The following is a 17912-nucleotide window of genomic DNA, read 5'->3' on the forward strand; positions in this document are numbered from 1 at the left end:
ACCTGCTAATCCACGGCCGGATTAGCAGGTTGTTCAGTCGTGGTGGCCTGTGAACCGGGTGATCTCGTTGGTCACCGTGTGCCAAGCCTCTGACTCGGGATCGATGAGCTCGTAGTGCCCCACGCCGGCCAGGCGGTCGAGTCTGGCGGTGGGGTGCGCGGTGAAGTACGACTCCGAGAGCGACAGCGGGACGCGCTGGTCGCGGGTGCCGTGGATCAGGGCTACCGGGGCGATCGGCGCCGGGAGGTGCGTGGGGTCCAGGTCGTTGCGGACGCCGGAGCCGATGAAGTCCTGGACGGCGCCGTCGTCGAGCAGGAGCTGGTCGGCGAGCAAGAGGTTGGCGACCGGGGCGAGGGCGACCACGCCGCGGAGCTGGACCGGGTTGAGGGTTGCGGCGGCCCACAGGGCCAGGTGGCCGCCGGCTGAATGACCGACGAGGACGTAGCCGGCGTGCAGATCCATCAGGCCGGGCAGGCGGTCCAGCGCCTCGCGGATGTCGCTGGTGGTGAGGTCGGGCTGACCGGGGACCCGCCGGTACTCCAGGGACGCCACGGGCCAGCCTTCCGCGGCGAGGGCCTCGCAGAGGGGGCGCGCGTGGGTCCGGTCGTAGTCCGGGCGCCAGAAACCGCCGTGCACGAAAACGACGGCCGGACGGTACTCCTTGGCGTGCCACACGTCGATCACCTGGTCGGCGTCGGCGCCGTACCGGAGCTGGTCGTCGGGTTCGCCCGCCTCGCGGGACAGGATGCTGCGGTCCTCGGTCATCCGGACCTCCCCAGGTAACGCATCGCGTTCGCGGACAGCAGCTTGTGCCGTTGCCCGTCGGACAGGAAGTCGGCCTTGCGCACCACCTCTCCGGCCGGCCGCTCACCCAACGGGTACGGGTAGTCGCTGCCGACCATCACTCGGTCCTCGCCCAGCGTGTCGACCAGCAGCCGCAGCGGGGCTTCGCCGAACACCACGGTATCGGCAAAGAACCGGTCCAGATAGTGGCTCGGGGCATGCATCGACCGGCCGCGGACGACGTCACCGCGGCGGTGCCAGGCGTTGTCGAGCCGGCCGAGCCAGAACGCGAAGCTGCCGCCGCCGTGCGCGAAGCAGATTCGCAGCTCCGGCGGCAGGCGGTCGAAGGCGCCACCGAGGATCATCGCCAGCAGGGACAGATGCGTCTCCGCGGGCATCCCGGTCAGCCAGCGGGCCATCCAGCGATCGAGCCGTGGCCCGCCCGGCATGTCCCACGGGTGCACCAGGACCGGGGCGCCGACCTCGGCACAATGCGTGAGGAAGGCAACGATCCCGTCGTCGTCGAGGTCGCGATCGCCGACGTGGTTACCGATCTCGACGCCGACGTGACCGGCGTCCAGGCAACGATCCAGCTCCTCGCAGGCCGCGTCCGGATCCTGCAGCGGGACCTGGCAGAACGGCACGAACCGCTCCTGGCCCGCCAGCGTCTCCAGGGTCAGGTCGTTGAAGATCCTGGCCAGCTTGACCGCCTGATCGGCCGGCCGGTCGTACCCGAAGAACACCGGCGTCGGCGACACCACCTGCAGATCGATGCCATCGGCATCCATATCGGTACGCCGGACCGCCGGATCCCACGCCTGCGGCCCGATCGGGCGGAACTCGGTTTCCCCGATCATGATCATCGCGGCCCGCTCGGAGTCGATCCGCAACCACGGCCAGCCCTCGCCGCCACACGCGACCGAGAGATCCGGCCAGCCTTTCGGCACCAGATGCGTGTGGACGTCGACCGCCATCAGGCCTTGCCGGGATGCAGCGTGCCGCACTCAGGGCACGTCCGGGCGTCCTCGCTGTCGTAGAAGGCCTGGAAGACCGGCGGCAGGTCCGCGACGATGTCGGTCACCTGCAGCTCGACCTCGTGCACGATCGCGTTGCAGTTGGCGCAGTACCAGCGGAACTTCTCCAGCACCCCGGGCTCGCGGACGCGTTCGATCACCAGGCCGATCGAGTCCGGCCCACGCTGCGGCGAGTGCGGCATGTTCCGTGGCAGCACCCACATCTCCCCCGCGTTGACCTCGACGGTCGCGGGTCCGTCCTCGGTCATCACGAACACCTGCAGCTCACCCGAGATCTGGTAGAAGAACTCCTCGTACGGGTCGACGTGGAAGTCGGTGCGCTGGTTCGGCCCGCCGACCACCATCGTGATGAAGTCGTCGCCGGTCGGGAACATCTGCTTGTTGCCCACCGGCGGTTTCAGCAGGTGCTTGTTCTGCTCGACCCACTGTGGGAAGTTCGTCGACTCCAAGTTCGCCATCGTCAGCTCCTCTGCGGACTGTGCTGGTCGGGAAGGGCGGCCACCGCCTGGATTTCGATCAACAGCTGCGGATGCGGCAACTGGTGCACCGCGACCGTCGTCCGGGCCGGCCCGGTCTCGTCGAAGAACTCGCCGTACACCTCGTTGTACCCGCCGAAGTCGTTCATCGACACCAGGTACGCCGTGACGCTGACCAGGTCGTCGAGCCCGGCACCGACCGACGCGAGAATGTCCCGGATGTTGTCCAGCACGGCCCGCGTCTGCACGCGGATGTCCAGCGACACCGTGCCGAGCTCGTCCACCGAAGCCCCGGCGATCGTGTTGTCCGGCCGCCGGCTCGACGTGCCCGACACGTACGCGAACCCACCCGCGACCTTCACGTGCGGAAACCGCCCGCGCGGAACCGCCTTGCCCGGAACCACCTTCGCGTCGCTCACTGCAGCATCCTCGCTGTCCGGACCGCCGGTCGCCAAGCGTCCGCGCGCCGCAGGTCGGTTAAGGTGAGCCGAGCCCGGCCGGAGAGGTGCACGATGCCCGACCAGACCTTCTCGTTGCAGGACCTGATCCGCAGCCGCCAGGCCGGTGTCTTCGTCGGCCGCACCGAGCCGTTGCGGCTGTTCGAGCAGAACCTCGCGCTGGCGGTGGACGACCCGCGCCGACGGTTCGTCTTCACGGTCCACGGTGACGCGGGCACCGGCAAGACCACGTTGGTCCGGCAGTGGCAGCGGGTGGCCCGATCGCACGGCCACGCCACCGGGTACGTCGACGAAGCCGCGCTGGACATCCCCTCCACGCTCGAGCTGCTGTCGGCCGGGCTGGCCGAGGCCGGCACGGAGTGCGGCACGTTCACCGCGAAGCTGGCGCAGTACCGCAAGCACCGCCACACCGTCGACTCCGACCCGGGCGCGCCGTCGGGGATGTCCTCGCTGCTGACCAGGTCGGCGGTCCGGATCGGCTTGCGGGCCGCCGAGGACGTCCCGTTGCTGGGCGCGTTCGCCGGCGAGATCGACAAGGACGGCGCCGCGCTGCAGGCGGACCAGGCGCGGGCCTTCCTGGCGCGCCGGTTCGCCCGGCAGCAGGACATCGAGCTGCTGCTGTCTCCGGCCGCCGAGCTCACCGCGGCGTTCGTCAAGGACCTGCGGACGATCGCGGTCAAACGGCCGATCGCGATCTTGCTCGACACCTTCGAGCGCACCGGTCAGTTCCTGAACGACTGGCTGCTGGAGCTTCTGGCCGGGCGGCACGGCAGCCTGCCACCTCAGCTGGTCTTCGTGGTGTCGGGCCAGCGCCCTCTGGATGCCAACCAGTGGGCCGACTACCTGGGCATCCGCACCGACATCGCCCTGGACGTGTTCACCGACGCCGAGGCGCGGCAACTGCTCAGCTCGCGAGGCGTCGAGGACCTCACGACCGTCGAAACCCTGCTCGAGCTGTCCGGGCGGTTGCCCGTGCTGCTGGCAACCCTCGCCGAGTCGGCGGCCAGCGGGACGGCGATCGCGAGTGATCCCAACGAGACGGCCGTCGCCCGGTTCCTGAAGTGGGAGAGCGATCCCGATCGGCAGAAGGCAGCCGTCGCGGGAGCGCTGCCGCGTCGCCTCGACCGCGACGTCCTCGCCGTCGCGGCCGGCGAGTCCGCCGACTTCGAGTGGTTGCGCCGGCTCCCGTTCGTCGTCAGCCAGACCGATGGTCACCGGTACCACGACGTGGTGCGCGGACCGATGCTGCGGTCGCTGCGGCGTGACTCGCCGCACGACTGGGTGAGTCGGCACCGCGCCCTGGCGGACCACTATCGCGCCCGCCAGATGGAGCTGCGGCAGTCCGGCGACCCCGGCTGGAGGGACCAGACCTGGCGTGATCTCCGGCTCGAGGAGAGCTACCACCTGCTCTGCGCGGGAGGCGCGACCGAGCTGCCCCGCGCGCTGCACGACCTCCTGGACAGTTACGGCAGGACGTCGGACAGCGCGGCGCGCTGGGCGCAGATGATCCACCAGGCAGGTACGGACGCCGGGCAGGAGGACGTCCGGGCCCTGGGCCAGCGGCTGAGCGCCTGGCTGCAGGGCGGTGACGAGGAGGAGCTGCTACTGCTGACCCACCTGGCCGCCGACTCGTCGCTGGACGCACCACATCGCGGCAACGCTCTGGCCGAACGCAGTCAGGTGCACGAACGGCGGGGCGACTACGACGCCGCGCTGGCCGACCTCGACCAGGCCGACGCGTTACATCCGGACACCGCGTGGATTCTCGCCTGGCGCGGGGCCGTCCACGCCAAGCTCGCACATCATGAGCAGGCGCTGGCGGATCTGACGCGGGCGATCGACCTCTCGCCGGACTACGACTGGGCGCTGCTGGTGCGAGGCACCGTGCACCACGATCTCGACCACCCGCAGGAAGCGCTCGCCGACCTCGATCGCGCCGTGGCGATCGACCCGGACGATCCGAACAGTCTGGTCGTCCGGGCGATGCTGCACGAGCGGGCCGGGCGCTACCCCCAGGCACTGGCGGACCTGGACCGGGTGCTGGCCGTCGAGCCGCGGGACGTGGCAGCCCTGGTCCGGCGCGGCGAGATCCACTCGCAGCTGGAGCAGCACGACCGAGCACTGCTGGACCTGAACCGGGCGGTCGAGCTCGACCCCGGCGACGCCTGGGTGCTCGCCGCCCGCGGACAGGTGCTGCACGCTCTGGATCGGCTGCCGGAGGCCCTGGCCGATTTCGAGCGTGCGGTCGCCCTGGAGCCCGGGTCGAGCTGGATGTTGACCGTCCGAGGTGAGCTGCACGCCGAGTCGGGCAACCTGACGGCCGCTCTCGCCGATCTCGACCGGGCTGTCGAGCTGGCCCCGCGTTCGGACTGGACGTTGGCGGTCCGCGGCGAGACTCGGCAGCAGGCCGGGGATCATCCCGGGGCCCTGGCCGATCTGGACGCGGCGCTCGCGATCGATGCCGACTACGACTGGGCCCGGGTCAACCGGGTCACGTCACGTCGCGCGCTCGGGCAATACCCGGGCGCGCTCGCCGATCTGGACCAGTTGCTGCGAAAGAACCCGACCTCCGCGTGGGCCATGGTCACTCGAGGCATGGTCCGGCACGCGATGGGGTCGATCGCCGAGGCCTCGGACGACTTCGACCAGGCGATGGCCGCCGCGCCCGACAACGACTGGGTCGTGACTCGCCGCGGCGAGTTCCGGCGCGTCGTCGGTCGCCATCAAGAGGCGCTGGACGACTTCGACCAGGCCCTCGGACTCGACCCCGACGACGACTGGACGCTGGTCGCCCGCGGCGAGACGTATTTCGCGATGGGCCGCTACGACGAGGCGCTGGCGGACTTCGACCGGGCCGACGCGATCGGGCGGCCGCGCAGCTGGACCCAGTACCGCCGCGCGATGATCCGGCGTCAGCAGGGCCGGTGGGCCGAAGCCGAGGCATTGCTGCGGTCCGCGATCGAGCTGGAGCAGCGCGCTCTGAGCCTGACGCCCCTGGACTCCGATGCCTGCAACCTCGCTGTCTATCTGCTGGCCGCCGGCGACCGCGAGGCAGCGCTCCAGCACCTTCGACGCGTCAAGGCCGCCGGGGCGATTCACGAGGTCGTCGCCGAAGGAGTGGCCGATCTCGTCGAGCTCGGTGAACAGATCGGCTCCGACCAGGTTCAGGACCTGCTGCGAGAACTCACCGGCACGACGACCTGACGTCGTTCAGGTCAGCTCCACACAAACGTTGGTCAGGTCCGAGTAGAAGTCGATCGAGTGGGTGCCACCCTCGCGGCCCAGGCCCGACAGTTTCATGCCGCCGAACGGCGTACGCAGGTCCCTCAGGAACCAGGTGTTGACCCAGACCAGCCCGACGTCCAGCGCGGAGCCGGAGCGGTGGGCGCGGCCGACGTCGCGGGTCCAGACGGTTGCCGCCAGCCCGTACCTGCTGTCGTTGGCCAGGGCGAACGCCTCCTCCTCGGTGTCGAACGGCGCGATGTGGCAGATCGGTCCGAACACCTCCTCGGTGTTCGTGCGCGCGTTCGCGGGCAGTCCGGTCACCACCGTTGGTTGCACGTAGCAACCGTTGTCGCGACCGTCGCCGAATGCCGGGACGCCGCCGCCGGCCAGAACCGTCGCGCCTTCGGTCCGGGCCAGCTCGTAGTAGGACAAGACCTTCGACCGGTGCTCGTGCGAGATCAGCGGCATGTTCACGGTTGCCTCGTCCGACGGCCAGCCGAACGCCAACGCGTCGGCCGCGTCGGCCAGGCGGGTGCAGAACTCGTCGTAGACCGGGCGTTCGACGTACAGGCGTTCGGTGCACAGGCAGACCTGGCCGCCGTTGGTGAAGACCGACCGGACCGAACCGGCGATCGCCGCGTCCAGGTCGGCGTCGGCGAAGACCAGGCCGGCGTTCTTGCCGCCGAGCTCGAAGGAGACCGCCTTCACGCCGTCGGCGGCCGCCTTGGCGATCGCGGAGCCGGTCGCGGACTCGCCGGTGAACGTGATCGCGTCGACGCCGGGATGCGTGGTCAGGAACTCCCCCGCCGACGACGGCCCGAAGCCGTGCACGAGGTTGAACACCCCGTCCGGTACGCCGGCCGCGGCCATCACCTCGGCGAGCACGGTCGCCGACGCCGGGGTCTCCTCGGACGGTTTGACCACCACCGTGTTGCCGCAGGCAAGCGCCGGGGCGACCTTCCAGGTGAGCAGCAGCAGCGGCAGGTTCCAGGGCACGATGATCGCGACCACGCCGGCCGGTTTGCGCACCGCGTAGTTGAGGGCGCGCCGGCCGTCGGGCAGCGTGGTCGTGTACGACTCGGTCGGCGTGGTGGTCGCGAAGTCGGCGAAGGCGCGGAAGTTGGCGGCGCCGCGCGGGATGTCGAGCGTGCGCGCCTGGCTGATCGACTTGCCGGTGTCGCCCACCTCGGCGGCGACCAGGTCGTCGAACCGGCGTTCCAGCTCGTCGGCGACCCGGCGCAGGACGACAGCCCGCTCCTGCTCGCTCATCCGCCCCCACGGGCCGTTCAGAGCAGCTCGCGCGGCACCGACCGCCGCGTCGACGGTCGACGCGTCCGCCTCGCAGACGTCGAACAGGTGCGCGCCCGTGACCGGGCTCAACTTGGCGAACGTCGAGGTGCTCTCGACGAACGAACCGTCGACGAAGTTGCGCAGCAGACCGGGTTCACCGGGGTCGCCGGTGAGCAGCTCGGGCCGCCAGAGGGTGGTCATCGTGATCTCCGGGTCAGTGCTCTGGTGGTGGCGACGACGGCGCCGAGGCCGAGCGCCACGGCCGCGCCCAGCGCCTGGTGCTGGCGACGAACCCGCCGCCGGACGTCGGCGTACGGCGTGGTGGTGAAGCTGACCAGCTCGTACCGGGAGACGTAACGGCCGGGCAGCAGCCGTTCCACCGCGTGCTCGAACTGTTTGCCGAACCGGAAGACCGGCGAGGCGACCTTGTCCCGCATCTCGACGAAGTTGGCCAGCGCCATCTCGGCGATCGCCTCGGTGTTGTCCCGGCGGCGGGCCTCGAACAGCGGCAGCGCCCGGGCCCAGGACCCGCCGGTGTCGTCCAGGCAGCGGTCCAGCGCGACCACGTCCTCGAACGCGCAGTTCGCGCCCTGCCCGTAGAACGGCACGATCGCGTGCGCGGCGTCGCCGATCAACGCGGTGCGGCCGTGCGCCTGCCACGGGTGGGTGTGCACGGTGCCGAGCACGCCGACCGGGTTGTTCAGGTAGTCGTCCACCAGAGAAGGGGCCATCGGCAACAAATCGGGGTAGTGCTCGCCGAAGTACCGCTCGATCTGCAACGGCGTGGTCAGCGCGTCGAACGATCCCGCGGGCCAGAACAGCGTGCAGGTGAAGGACCGGTCCGGGTTCGGCAGCGCGATCATCATCGACGTCCCGCGCGGCCAGATGTGCAGCGCGCCGGGATCCAGCGCGAACTTCCCGTCCGCCGCCGGGATCGACAGCTCCTTGTACCCGTAGTCGAGGAAGTCGACGTCGTCCACCACCGACCCGTCGGCCACCAACTGGCCGCGCACCGCCGACCCGGCCCCGTCAGCGCCCAGTACGACGTCCGCCCGCAGCTCGACCAGCCCGGCCGGCGTCTCGAAGCCGAGCACGCCGGCGGCCGAGTCGAGCGAGACCAGCTTGTGCTCGAAGACGATCTCCACTCCGGGCGCCTTCTCGGCCGCGTCCAGCAGCGCGTTGTTCAGCGCGCCGCGGCTGATCGAGTTGATCGCCCGGTCCTGCGAGGCGCTGTAGGCCTGGAAGTCCAGCGGACCCTCGACCGGGTGGATCATCCGGCCCTTCATCGGCAGCGCGTCGGCCATCACCTCGCCGTCCAGGCCGATCCGCCGCAGCGCGTCGAGCCCGCGTTCGGAGATCGCCAGGTTGATCGACCGGCCGCGCTCGGCCTGGCCGGTGCGCGGATCGGGCCGCCGCTCGTACAAGGTGACCGGCAGGCCGCGCCGGGCCAGGAAGCAGGCGAGCAAACTGCCCGTCAGCCCGGCACCAACGATCGCGACAGTCATCTGGCCTCCGTCAGTCGGTCTCGGGTACGGCGGCCGCCAGGGCCCGCGCCGCACGCCAGCAGTCGTGGTGGAGCGAGTACAACGGCACCGGCGCGAGCCGTACGACGTCCGGCTCGCGCGCGTCGGCGATCACGCCGTACTCGAAGTGCAGGGTCTTGCACAGTTCGCCCGCACGCAGGCCGCCGCCGACGCGGATCGACAGCTGCGCACCGCGCCGGGCCGGCTCGGACGGCGTGATCACGTTCAGCGGCCGCGTCGGCGTGATCCCCGCGAGCAGCCCTTCCAGGTACGCCGTGAGCCGCTGGCTGCGTTCCCGCAGCACGTCGATGCCGATCCGGTCGAACAGCTCCAGCGACGTACGGACCGGGCTCATCGCGAAGATCGGCGGGTTCGACACCTGCCACGCGTCGGCCGAGCGCGGCGGCCGGGACTCCGGCGCCATCTCGAACCGCGTGGCCGGCTCGGTGCTCCACCAGCCCTCGAACCGCGGCAGGTCGCCGCCGTGGTGCCGTTCGTGCACGTAGGCGCCGGCGAGGGCGCCTGGTCCGGAGTTCAGGTACTTGTACGAGCACCAGGCGGCGAAGTCGACGTCCCAGTCGTGCAAGCGCAGCGGAACGTTGCCCGCGGCATGCGCCAGGTCCCAGCCGACCACCGCGCCGGCGGCATGCCCCGCGGCCGTGATCGCCGGGATGTCCATCAGCTCGCCGGTCAGGTAGTTGACACCGCCGAGCAGGACGAGCGCGACGTCCGGTCCGAGCTTGTCGACGACGTCCTCGGTCCGCAGGCAGTCCTCGCCGTCGCGGGGCCGGAGCCGGACGATCGCGTCGTCCGGGTCCAGGCCGTGGAACCGCGCCTGCGACCGGACGGCGTAGCTGTCGGACGGGAAGGCCGAGTCCTCGATGACGATCCGGTACCGCTCGGCGGTCGGGCGGTAGAACGAGACCATCAGCAGGTGCAGGTTGACGGTGAGGGAGTTCATCACGACCGTCTCGCTCGGCAATGCTCCGACGAGACGAGCGGCGGGCGCGGTCAGCAGTTCGTGGTACGGCAGCCAGGGCCGCTCGGCCTCCAGGTGTCCCTCGACGCCGAGCGTGGCCCAGGCGTCGAGATCGGCGAGCAGCTCGGTCCGGGTCGCCTTCGGCCGAAGCCCCAGCGAGTTGCCCGCGAAGTACGCGACCTCCGGATAGTCGCCACCGTCCGCCGGCGGTACGTCGAACAGCTCCCGCTGCCCTGGGTCCGCGGCGTCGAGCGCCAGCGCCTCGGCCTCGCTGCCTGGCACCGTACGGCCCGTGTCCTCGGCGGTCACGCCTCGGCGACCTCTTCCGGCGCGTCGGCGGCGACCGGCTCGACCACCTGGCCCTTGCCGAGCACGGTGACACCGCCCTTGGACACGGTGAACCCGCGTTGCCGGTCGTGATCGGGATCGACCCCGATCTGGACGCCGTCCGGCACCACGACGTTCTTGTCCAGGATCACGTTCTTCAGCGTCACGTTCTTGCCGATCCGGCAGTTGTCCATGATCACCGAGCGCTCGATCGTGGCGCCGGCGTTGACGATCACGTTGGTCCCGAGCACCGAGTGGTCCACGCACGCCCCGGACACGATCGAGCCCTGGCAGACGATCGACTCGCCGACCGTGGCGTTGTCGGTGAACTTCGGACCGGGCAGCTGCGGGTGCGAGGTGAAGATCGGCCAGTCGGAGTTGTAGAGGTTGAACACCGGCTGGATCGAGACCAGGTCCATGTGCGCTTCGTGGTAGGAGTCCAGCGATCCCACGTCCCGCCAGTACGAGCGGTCCCGGTCCAGCGCGCCCGGGACGTCGTTGTCCTTGAAGTCGTAGACGCCGGCCTTGCCCTCGGCAACCAGCATCGGGACGATGTCGCCGCCCATGTCGTGCCGCGACGCCGGGTTGGCGGCGTCCTTGCGCAGCGCCTCGACCAGGACGTCGGCGCTGAACACGTAGTTGCCCATCGAGGCGAACGTCTCGTCCGGCGAGTCCGGCAGCCCCGGCGGGTCGGCCGGCTTCTCCAGGAAGTCGGCGATCGTGTGCCCGTCCTCGCCGGTCTTGATCACGCCGAACTCCGAGGCCTCGACCCGCGGCACCCGGATCCCGGCGACGGTGACGCCGTTACCGCGCTCGATGTGCGCGGCGACCATCTGGGAGGCGTCCATCCGGTACACGTGGTCGGCGCCGAACACCACGATGATGTCGGGCTGGAAGTCGTCGATCAGGTTCATCGACTGGTAGATCGCGTCCGCGCTGCCCTGGTACCACTGCGGGCCGAGCCGCTGCTGGGCCGGCACGCAGGTGACGAAGTTGCCCAGGAAGGTCGACATCCGCCAGGTGATCGTGACGTGCCGGTCCAGCGAGTGCGACTTGTACTGGGTCAGCACGCACAAGCTGCGGATGCCCGCGTTGACCAGGTTGGACAGCACGAAGTCGATCAGGCGATAACTCCCGCCGAACGGCACGGCCGGTTTGGCCCGGTCCGCCGTCAGCGGCATCAGCCGCTTCCCCTCGCCACCGGCCAGCACGATTCCGAGAACTCTGGGAGCCTTCGCCATGTCCGCACCTTAGCCGTGCTTCCTCCTTCGCAATAGACGCTTGCGAGTGTCGCCACACTGAGTACATGCCAACCCTTGTCGAACCGACTGCCGCCGTTCACCGTTCCTTCCTTGCAGCGTGGGACGAGTTGGCGCCGGAAGAGGAGCGGTGGATGGGCGCGCACGCGCTCAACGAGGACTGGACGAGGGCCCAGGCCGAGGACCCGGCCGAGTTCAGCCGGCTGGTCGACGCGATCAAGTCGGAGGCGGACGAGAGCACCCTGCTGCCGCCCGGCCTGGTCCACCAGACCGTGCTCTGGTTCACCGACGGCGACGAGTGGCTCGGCCGCCTGTCCATCCGCCACGAACTCACCCCGGCACTGCTCGAGCTCGGCGGCCACATCGGGTACGTCGTCCGCCCGTCCGCCCGGCGCCGCGGGCACGCCACCGAAATGCTGAGCCAAGCGCTTCCGATCGCCGCGAAGCTCGGCATCGACCCCGCCCTGCTCACCTGCGACGCCGGCCACGACGCCTCCCGCAAGGTGATCGAAGCCGCCGGTGGCGAGCTGGAGGACGAACGCCACGGCAAGTTGCGTTTCTGGGTGCCCACAAGACTCACCTGATCTATGGTCGGGGGCATGAAGGTCGGCATCCTGACGCGTGAGTACCCACCGGACGTCTACGGCGGGGCGGGGGTGCACGTGGACTTCCTGGTCCGCGAACTGCGCCGGCTCGTCGACGTGGACGTGCACTGCATGGGCGAGCCCCGGGCCGGCGCGACCGCGCACTCCGAGGACGACGACCGGATCGCAGGAGCTAACTCCGCGCTCCGGGTCCTGTCGACGGACCTGACGATGACCGCCGGAGTCGGCGAGAGCGAGCTGGTGCACTCCCACACCTGGTACGCGAACATGGCCGGCCACTGGGCCAAACTCCTGTACGGCGTACCGCACGTCGTGACCGCGCACTCACTGGAGCCGCGCCGGCCGTGGAAGGCCGAGCAGCTCGGCGGCGGCTACCGGCTGTCGAGCTGGGCCGAGCGGACGGCGTACGAGGCGGCGGACGCGGTGGTCGCGGTCAGCCGGGGCATGCGCGACGACGTGCTGGACTGCTATCCGAGTGTCGACCCGGCCAAGGTCCACGTGATCTCGAACGGGATCGACGCCGAGTTCTACCACCCGGATCCGGCCACGCACGTGCTCGACCGGCTCGGCGTCGACCTGAACCGGCCGTACGTCACGTTCGTCGGCCGGATCACCCGGCAGAAGGGCGTGCCGCACCTGCTGCGCGCCGGGCTGCAGCTGGACCCGTCGGTGCAACTCGTGCTGCTCGCCGGCGCGGCGGACACCCCGGAGCTGAAGGCCGAGACCGACGCCCTGATCGACGAGCTGAAGGCGGCCCGCGACGGCGTGTTCGTGGTGTCGGAGATGCTGCCGCGCGAGGACGTCCGCCAGGTGCTCACGCACGCGCTCGCGTTCTGCTGCCCGTCGGTCTACGAACCGCTCGGCATCGTCAACCTCGAGGCGATGGCGTGCGAGACCGCGGTCGTCGCGAGCGCGGTCGGCGGCATCCCGGAGGTCGTCGACGACGGCGTCACCGGCACCCTCGTCCGGTACGACCAGAACGACGTACCCACCTTCGAACGCCAGCTCGCCGAAGGCATCAACGAACTGGTCGCCAACCCCGCCAAGGCCGAAGCAATGGGCAAGGCCGGCCGCGAACGCGCCGTCTCCGAGTTCGGCTGGGACGCGGTCGCGGACCGAACCGTCGAGCTCTACCGCTCACTGCTGGCCTGAGCCGGCGCGCTTCCTGAAACAGCCTGTGCCCTGCCAGTCCCAGGACCGGCAGGGCACTCCCAGTTGGGTCCGGACCGACGAAGAGTGGAGGTGGGCAGACAGCCAGATCCAGCGAAAGGCACACCATGAGCAACAACGTTCCCGGCGGCTCCCTCCGGCTCGCCGACGATCTCGTCATCAGCCGGATGGGCTACGGCGCGATGCAGCTGGCCGGACCCGGTGTCTTCGGTCCGCCGAAGGACCGGGGCCAGGCGATCGCCGTCCTGCGCACCGCGGTCGAGCTCGGGATCACCCACATCGACACCAGCGACTTCTACGGCCCGACCGTCACCAACGAACTCATCAAGCAGGCCCTGCATCCTTACCCGGCGGAGCTCAAGATCGTCACCAAGGTCGGCGCGCGCCGCGGCCCCGACGGCAGCTGGAACATGTCCCGCGACCCCGCCGACCTCCAGGCCCAGGTCCGCGAAAACCTCGAGCACCTCGGCGTCGACACCCTGGACGCGGTGAACCTCCGGTTGGGCTCGCCCGAAGGACCGGTCGAGGAGCCGCTCGCCGAACAGTTCGGCGCGCTGGTGGAGCTGCAGAAGCAAGGCCTGATCCGGCACCTCGGCCTGAGCACCGTCACCGCGAACCAACTGTCCGAGGCACAGGCGATCGCGCCGGTCGTCACCGTCCAGAACCTCTACAACCTGGCCAACCGCCAGGACGACGCTCTGGTCGACCTGTGCGCGGCGGAGAACATCGCCTTCGCGTCGTACTTCCCCCTGGGCGGCTTCAGCCCGCTGCAGTCCGGCACGTTGACCGCAGTCGCCGAGCGGCTGGAGGCCACGCCGCAGCAGGTCGCGCTGGCCTGGCTGCTGCAGCGGTCAGCGACCAGCGTAGTGATTCCTGGCACGTCCTCGGTCGCGCACCTGCGGGAGAACGTCGCCGCCGCCGACCTGATTCTGCCCGCCGACGCGATCGCCGAGCTGGACACGATCGGGGACTGAACACCCACCACCCACCAACCCGGCTCCGAAGGCCGGATCGGCGCCCGGCTGAGCGTACGAGCGAGGCTTGGACCGAGGTTGGTCAGTGGTGGGCGTCCGCGGTCGGACGAGGTGCCACGCAGCGGGCGCTGTCAGACGCCGCTCAGACGATGCCGGCGAGCGGGTCGTCCGAGGTGAGCCAGGTGGTGAGCAGGCGGGCGCCCGCGCCGGTCGCGCCGAGCGAGTACTCGTACTCGTCGCGCGGGGACTCGGCGATGCTCGACAGGTCGAGGTGAGCCCACGGCAGGCCGCCGGCGAAGTTCTTCAGGAACAGCGCGGCGGTGATCGAGCCTGGGCCCTTCGAGCTGTTCACCGAGTCGGCGAGTGGGGTGGAGATCAGGTCGGCGTACTCGGCCGGCAGCGGCATCCGCCACAGGCGCTCGCCGGAGACCTCACCGGCGGCGCCGAGCCGGGCCGCCAGCGCGTCGTCGGTGGCGAACAGGCCGCCGTACAGCATCGAGCCGAGCGAGACCTTGATCGCGCCGGTCAGCGTCGCGATGTCGACCAGCGCGTCCGGCTTCAGCTCCTTCACGGCGTACGCGAGGCCGTCGGCCAGGACCAGCCGGCCCTCGGCGTCGGTGTTCTTCACCTCGGTGGTCCGGCCGCCGTAGTGGCGGATCACGTCGTCGGGCCGGTACGCCGTACCGGACGGCATGTTCTCCGCGGCGCAGACCAGGCCGGTGACCCGGACCTTCGCGCCGAGTTCGCGCAGCGCGGACATCGTGGCGATCACCGAACCGCCGCCGGTCATGTCGCGCTTCATCGACACCATCGACTCGCGCGGCTTCAGCGACAGGCCGCCGGTGTCGTAGGTGATGCCCTTGCCCACCAGGACGACGTACGGCGTGTCGGGGCCGGCGCCGTCCGGGGTGTAGTCGATCCGGATCAGCCGCGGCGGGCGGGTCGAGCCCTGGCCGACCGCGAGGATGCCGCCGAAGCCGTCGGCGGCGAGCTTCTTCTCGTCCCAGACCGTCACCTCGAGCCCGCCGTGCGTGGCCAGCTCGGTCGCCCGGGCGGCGAGCCAGGCCGGGTCCTTCTCGTTCGACGGGGTGGTGGCGTACTGGCGGGCCAGCCAGCCGGTCCGCCCGATCACCAGGCCGCGGTCGATCGGCGCCGACCGGTCGGCCTCCGAGCCGTCGGTCAGCGTGATCCGGCCGGCCACCGGCAGGCCCGGGTCGACGGTCTTGCGGTGGAACGTGAACGAGCCGAGCACGAGTCCTTCGGCGAAGGCCTGCAGCCCCGCGCTGTCGATGCCCTCGGCAACAAGTGTGGTGAGCTCGTCCTTGCCGCGACCGAACCGGGCGATTGCCGCCCCGGTGTGCCGCAGCTCGGCCGGCGTACCGGATCCGGCGCCGGCCAGCAGCACCTCGGTCACCTCACCGGACAGCAACGGGTACGCCGCGGTGGCGCCGGCCGTCGGGCTGAAGCCGGTGTCGCGCTGCACCTCGAGCAGCCGCTCCAGATCGATCCCGAGCCGCTCACCGGCCTCCTTCGCGGCGGCGGGCAGACCGGCCTCGCCGACCACGACGACCCAGCTGGGCGCACCGTGGACAGGGAGCCCGGGCTGCCAGGCGACGGCCGGCAGGTTCGGAAAGACGTTCTTGGCGCTTCGGCGAGCCACAGGGGACCTCACTGGGTTTGATCAACGAGCCTGTCAGATGTTTCCGGACTTTACTTCCCAGGCGGAAGTAACAACCCCGGTGGGTGCCGGGATCCGGCACCCACCGGGGTTGTCGATCGATAGGGTGTGCCAGGCGGCACCCCGGGGACAGCTAGCCGACTACGGCCTTCAGCGCGTTCCCCAGCTCGGTCGCCTCATCCGCGTTCAGCTCGACGACGAGCCGACCGCCGCCCTCGAGCGGAACCCGCATCACGATGCCCCGGCCCTCCTTGGTGACCTCGAGCGGACCATCGCCCGTCCGCGGCTTCATCGCCGCCATGCGCGCACCCCTTCCCTCATCGGATACTGTCCTCATCGGTTTTGAGCGACGACACCGCGCGGTGTCCGTCGCCGGCGCCACGCGGTGATGCGCCGTCGGCGCGTTATCGCAGTGTGTGTATCAGGACCCATTATCCCCGATCCGAGGCCAGAGCCGCGCACCATACGGCAGACTCAGGTCTCGTGCACGCCCGATCAGCCCTTTTCGACCTCTACGGCGACCACCTGCGCGCCCGCGGCGCGCGGGCTCCCGTGGCTGCCCTGGTCCGGCTGCTCGCGCCGCTGGGCGTGCAACCGCCGGCGGTCCGCACGGCCGTGTCGCGGATGGTCCGGCAGGGCTGGCTGGAACCGGTCCGGACCGACGGCCAGCCCGGATACGCGCTGACCACCCGGGCGCGTCGCCGGCTCGACGACGCGGCGGCCCGGATCTACCGGACCGACCAGGCCGCCGACGGTCCGGACACGGCCCCGGTGGCGGCCGGCGGATGGGATCGGCACTGGCATCTGTGCATCCTGCGCGAGGTGCCGAACGCTCGTCGCCGTGAGCAACTGGTGAGCCAACTTTCCTTCCTGGGTTGGGCTCCGCTGTCCGACGGCGCCTGGGTCGGGCTGCGCAACGACACCGAGGTCGACCAGATCCTGGCCGCCGAGGGCATCGCCGCCGACCGGTTCCGCGCGCCGGTCGACAACGACGCGGTGGCCTTCGCCCGGCGGGTCTGGAAGCTCGACGAACTGGGCGCCGCGTACGACGCCTGGCTGGTCGAGGCGACGGCTCTGGTGGCGAAGGCCGAGGGCGAGGTGAACGACGAGCAGGCGTTCGCCGTACGGTCGGAACTGGTGCACGAGTGGCGCAAGTTCCTGTTCGTCGATCCGGGCCTTCCGGCCGAGCTGTTGCCGGCCGATTGGGCCGGTGCGCGGGCGGCGTCGTTCTTCGATTTTCACGCCGCGCGGCTGAGCCACGCGGCCGGGCGTTTCGTCGACAACTGCCTGACTGTTCACTGACCTTTTCCGTACCGAGCGTTGGGAGCCGGCAACGATGAGTGACTCTGTGGTGTACGACGTGACCGAGGGCGTCGGCACGATCAGGCTGAACCGACCGGACGCGATGAACTCGCTGGACACCGCGACGAAGGTCGCGCTGCGCGACACGGTCCGGGCGGCCGCCGAGGACCCGGCGGTCCGGTGCGTCGTGCTGACCGGCACCGGCCGGGCGTTCTGTGTCGGGCAGGACCTGAAGGAGCACATCGGACTGCTGCAGGCCAACGACCTCGACGCGCTCTGGTCGACCGTGCCCGACCACTACGCGCCGATCGCGATGGCGCTGGCCGAGATGCCGAAGCCGGTGATCGCGTCGCTGAACGGCGTGGCGGCCGGCGCGGGCGCGTCGATGGCCTTCGCCTGTGACTTCCGCGTGGTGGCCGACACGGCCGGCTTCAACCTGGCCTTCACCGGCATCGCACTGTCCTGCGACACGGGGATCTCGTGGACGCTGCCCCGGCTGATCGGGCAGGCGAAGGCGACGGAACTGCTGTACTTCCCGCGGACGATTCCGGCCGCCGAGGCGTTGACGCTGGGGTTGGCGACGAGCGTCGTACCGGCTGCTGAGCTGGAATCGGCTACTGCGGAGCTGGCGTCGAAGCTGGCCGCCGGTCCTACGCAGGCGTACGGCGCTGTGCGTCAGTCGCTGGCGTACTCGGCGTCGCACACGCTGGAGGAGTCGCTGGCGTTCGAGGCCGGCAAGATGCAGTCGACCGGCAGCACCGAGGACCACCGCAACGCGGTCGCCTCCTTCGTCGCGAAGCAGAAGCCGGTGTTCGAAGGGAAGTGACTC

The 17912-nt window shown here is 70.4% G+C and carries 16 protein-coding genes; 6 read left to right on the forward strand and 10 right to left on the reverse strand.

What is annotated here, in order from left to right:
• Positions 1–33 precede the first annotated feature (33 nt).
• Genes ACQPXM_RS31955 through ACQPXM_RS31970 form a run of 4 tightly spaced genes read right to left on the reverse strand, consistent with a single transcriptional unit; the run spans position 34 to position 2712 of the window.
• Complete coding sequence (locus ACQPXM_RS31955; RefSeq protein ID WP_432940580.1) at positions 34–765, reverse strand: alpha/beta hydrolase; 732 nt, start codon at positions 763–765, stop codon at positions 34–36.
• The gene (locus tag ACQPXM_RS31960) at positions 762–1787 is read right to left on the reverse strand and encodes an amidohydrolase family protein (RefSeq protein WP_432940583.1); all 1026 of its coding nucleotides are present in this window, start codon (positions 1785–1787) and stop codon (positions 762–764) included. The genes ACQPXM_RS31955 and ACQPXM_RS31960 overlap by 4 nt, the downstream gene beginning before the upstream one ends.
• Positions 1757–2275 carry a 3-hydroxyanthranilate 3,4-dioxygenase gene (locus tag ACQPXM_RS31965; protein WP_432940585.1) on the reverse strand — a complete coding sequence of 173 codons (519 nt, stop codon included), beginning with the start codon at positions 2273–2275 and terminating at the stop codon, positions 1757–1759. The genes ACQPXM_RS31960 and ACQPXM_RS31965 overlap by 31 nt, the downstream gene beginning before the upstream one ends.
• Before the next feature lie 2 nt (positions 2276–2277).
• Positions 2278–2712 carry a RidA family protein gene (locus ACQPXM_RS31970; protein WP_432940588.1) on the reverse strand — a complete coding sequence of 145 codons (435 nt, stop codon included), beginning with the start codon at positions 2710–2712 and terminating at the stop codon, positions 2278–2280.
• Between the two features lie 93 nt (positions 2713–2805).
• On the opposite strand from ACQPXM_RS31970, the gene ACQPXM_RS31975 reads away from it, so the two are divergent.
• Complete coding sequence (locus ACQPXM_RS31975) at positions 2806–5955, forward strand: tetratricopeptide repeat protein (RefSeq protein WP_432940590.1); 3150 nt, start codon at positions 2806–2808, stop codon at positions 5953–5955.
• 6 nt (positions 5956–5961) lie between these two features.
• On the opposite strand, the gene ACQPXM_RS31980 is transcribed toward ACQPXM_RS31975, so the two are convergent.
• The 4 genes from ACQPXM_RS31980 to glgC are packed head-to-tail and all read right to left on the reverse strand — an operon-like array spanning position 5962 to position 11336.
• Positions 5962–7467, reverse strand: coding sequence for a 2-hydroxymuconic semialdehyde dehydrogenase (locus ACQPXM_RS31980; RefSeq protein WP_432940592.1), 1506 nt, complete (start codon positions 7465–7467; stop codon positions 5962–5964).
• Entirely contained in the window at positions 7464–8771 is a 1308-nt protein-coding gene (locus ACQPXM_RS31985; protein WP_432940594.1) for an FAD-dependent oxidoreductase, read from the reverse strand. The genes ACQPXM_RS31980 and ACQPXM_RS31985 overlap by 4 nt, the downstream gene beginning before the upstream one ends.
• A 10-nt stretch (positions 8772–8781) precedes the next feature.
• Positions 8782–10077 (reverse strand): kynureninase, encoded by a 1296-nt coding sequence (kynU, locus tag ACQPXM_RS31990; RefSeq protein ID WP_432940596.1) that lies wholly within the window; start codon positions 10075–10077, stop codon positions 8782–8784.
• Positions 10074–11336 (reverse strand): glucose-1-phosphate adenylyltransferase, encoded by a 1263-nt coding sequence (glgC, locus tag ACQPXM_RS31995; RefSeq protein ID WP_432940599.1) that lies wholly within the window; start codon positions 11334–11336, stop codon positions 10074–10076. Before glgC ends, kynU begins: the two co-directional genes overlap by 4 nt.
• Before the next feature lie 152 nt (positions 11337–11488).
• Between glgC and ACQPXM_RS32000 the strand changes: the two genes are divergently transcribed.
• The 3 genes from ACQPXM_RS32000 (at position 11489) to ACQPXM_RS32010 (ending at position 14103) form a co-directional block, all read left to right on the forward strand.
• Positions 11489–11938, forward strand: coding sequence for a GNAT family N-acetyltransferase (locus ACQPXM_RS32000; RefSeq protein WP_432940602.1), 450 nt, complete (start codon positions 11489–11491; stop codon positions 11936–11938).
• Positions 11939–11953: 15 nt separating this feature from the next.
• The gene (gene glgA / locus ACQPXM_RS32005) at positions 11954–13111 is read left to right on the forward strand and encodes a glycogen synthase (RefSeq protein ID WP_432940604.1); all 1158 of its coding nucleotides are present in this window, start codon (positions 11954–11956) and stop codon (positions 13109–13111) included.
• A gap of 125 nt (positions 13112–13236) precedes the next feature.
• Positions 13237–14103, forward strand: a complete 867-nt coding sequence (locus ACQPXM_RS32010; protein ID WP_432940607.1) for an oxidoreductase — start codon at positions 13237–13239, stop codon at positions 14101–14103.
• A gap of 142 nt (positions 14104–14245) precedes the next feature.
• Here ACQPXM_RS32010 and ACQPXM_RS32015 read toward each other — a convergent pair whose 3' ends face one another.
• Positions 14246–15763 (reverse strand): leucyl aminopeptidase family protein, encoded by a 1518-nt coding sequence (locus tag ACQPXM_RS32015; protein WP_432940609.1) that lies wholly within the window; start codon positions 15761–15763, stop codon positions 14246–14248.
• A 151-nt stretch (positions 15764–15914) separates the two neighbouring features.
• Positions 15915–16082 carry a DUF3117 domain-containing protein gene (locus tag ACQPXM_RS32020; protein ID WP_012923066.1) on the reverse strand — a complete coding sequence of 56 codons (168 nt, stop codon included), beginning with the start codon at positions 16080–16082 and terminating at the stop codon, positions 15915–15917.
• Between the two features lie 182 nt (positions 16083–16264).
• On the opposite strand from ACQPXM_RS32020, the gene ACQPXM_RS32025 reads away from it, so the two are divergent.
• Together ACQPXM_RS32025 and ACQPXM_RS32030 are read left to right on the forward strand one after the other, a co-directional pair.
• Positions 16265–17083 (forward strand): PaaX family transcriptional regulator, encoded by an 819-nt coding sequence (locus tag ACQPXM_RS32025; RefSeq protein WP_432940612.1) that lies wholly within the window; start codon positions 16265–16267, stop codon positions 17081–17083.
• A 34-nt stretch (positions 17084–17117) separates the two neighbouring features.
• Positions 17118–17909 carry an enoyl-CoA hydratase/isomerase family protein gene (locus tag ACQPXM_RS32030; protein WP_432940615.1) on the forward strand — a complete coding sequence of 264 codons (792 nt, stop codon included), beginning with the start codon at positions 17118–17120 and terminating at the stop codon, positions 17907–17909.
• Positions 17910–17912 lie beyond the last annotated feature (3 nt).

The organism is Kribbella sp. CA-253562 (assembly GCF_050942265.1).
Lineage (GTDB): Bacteria > Actinomycetota > Actinomycetes > Propionibacteriales > Kribbellaceae > Kribbella.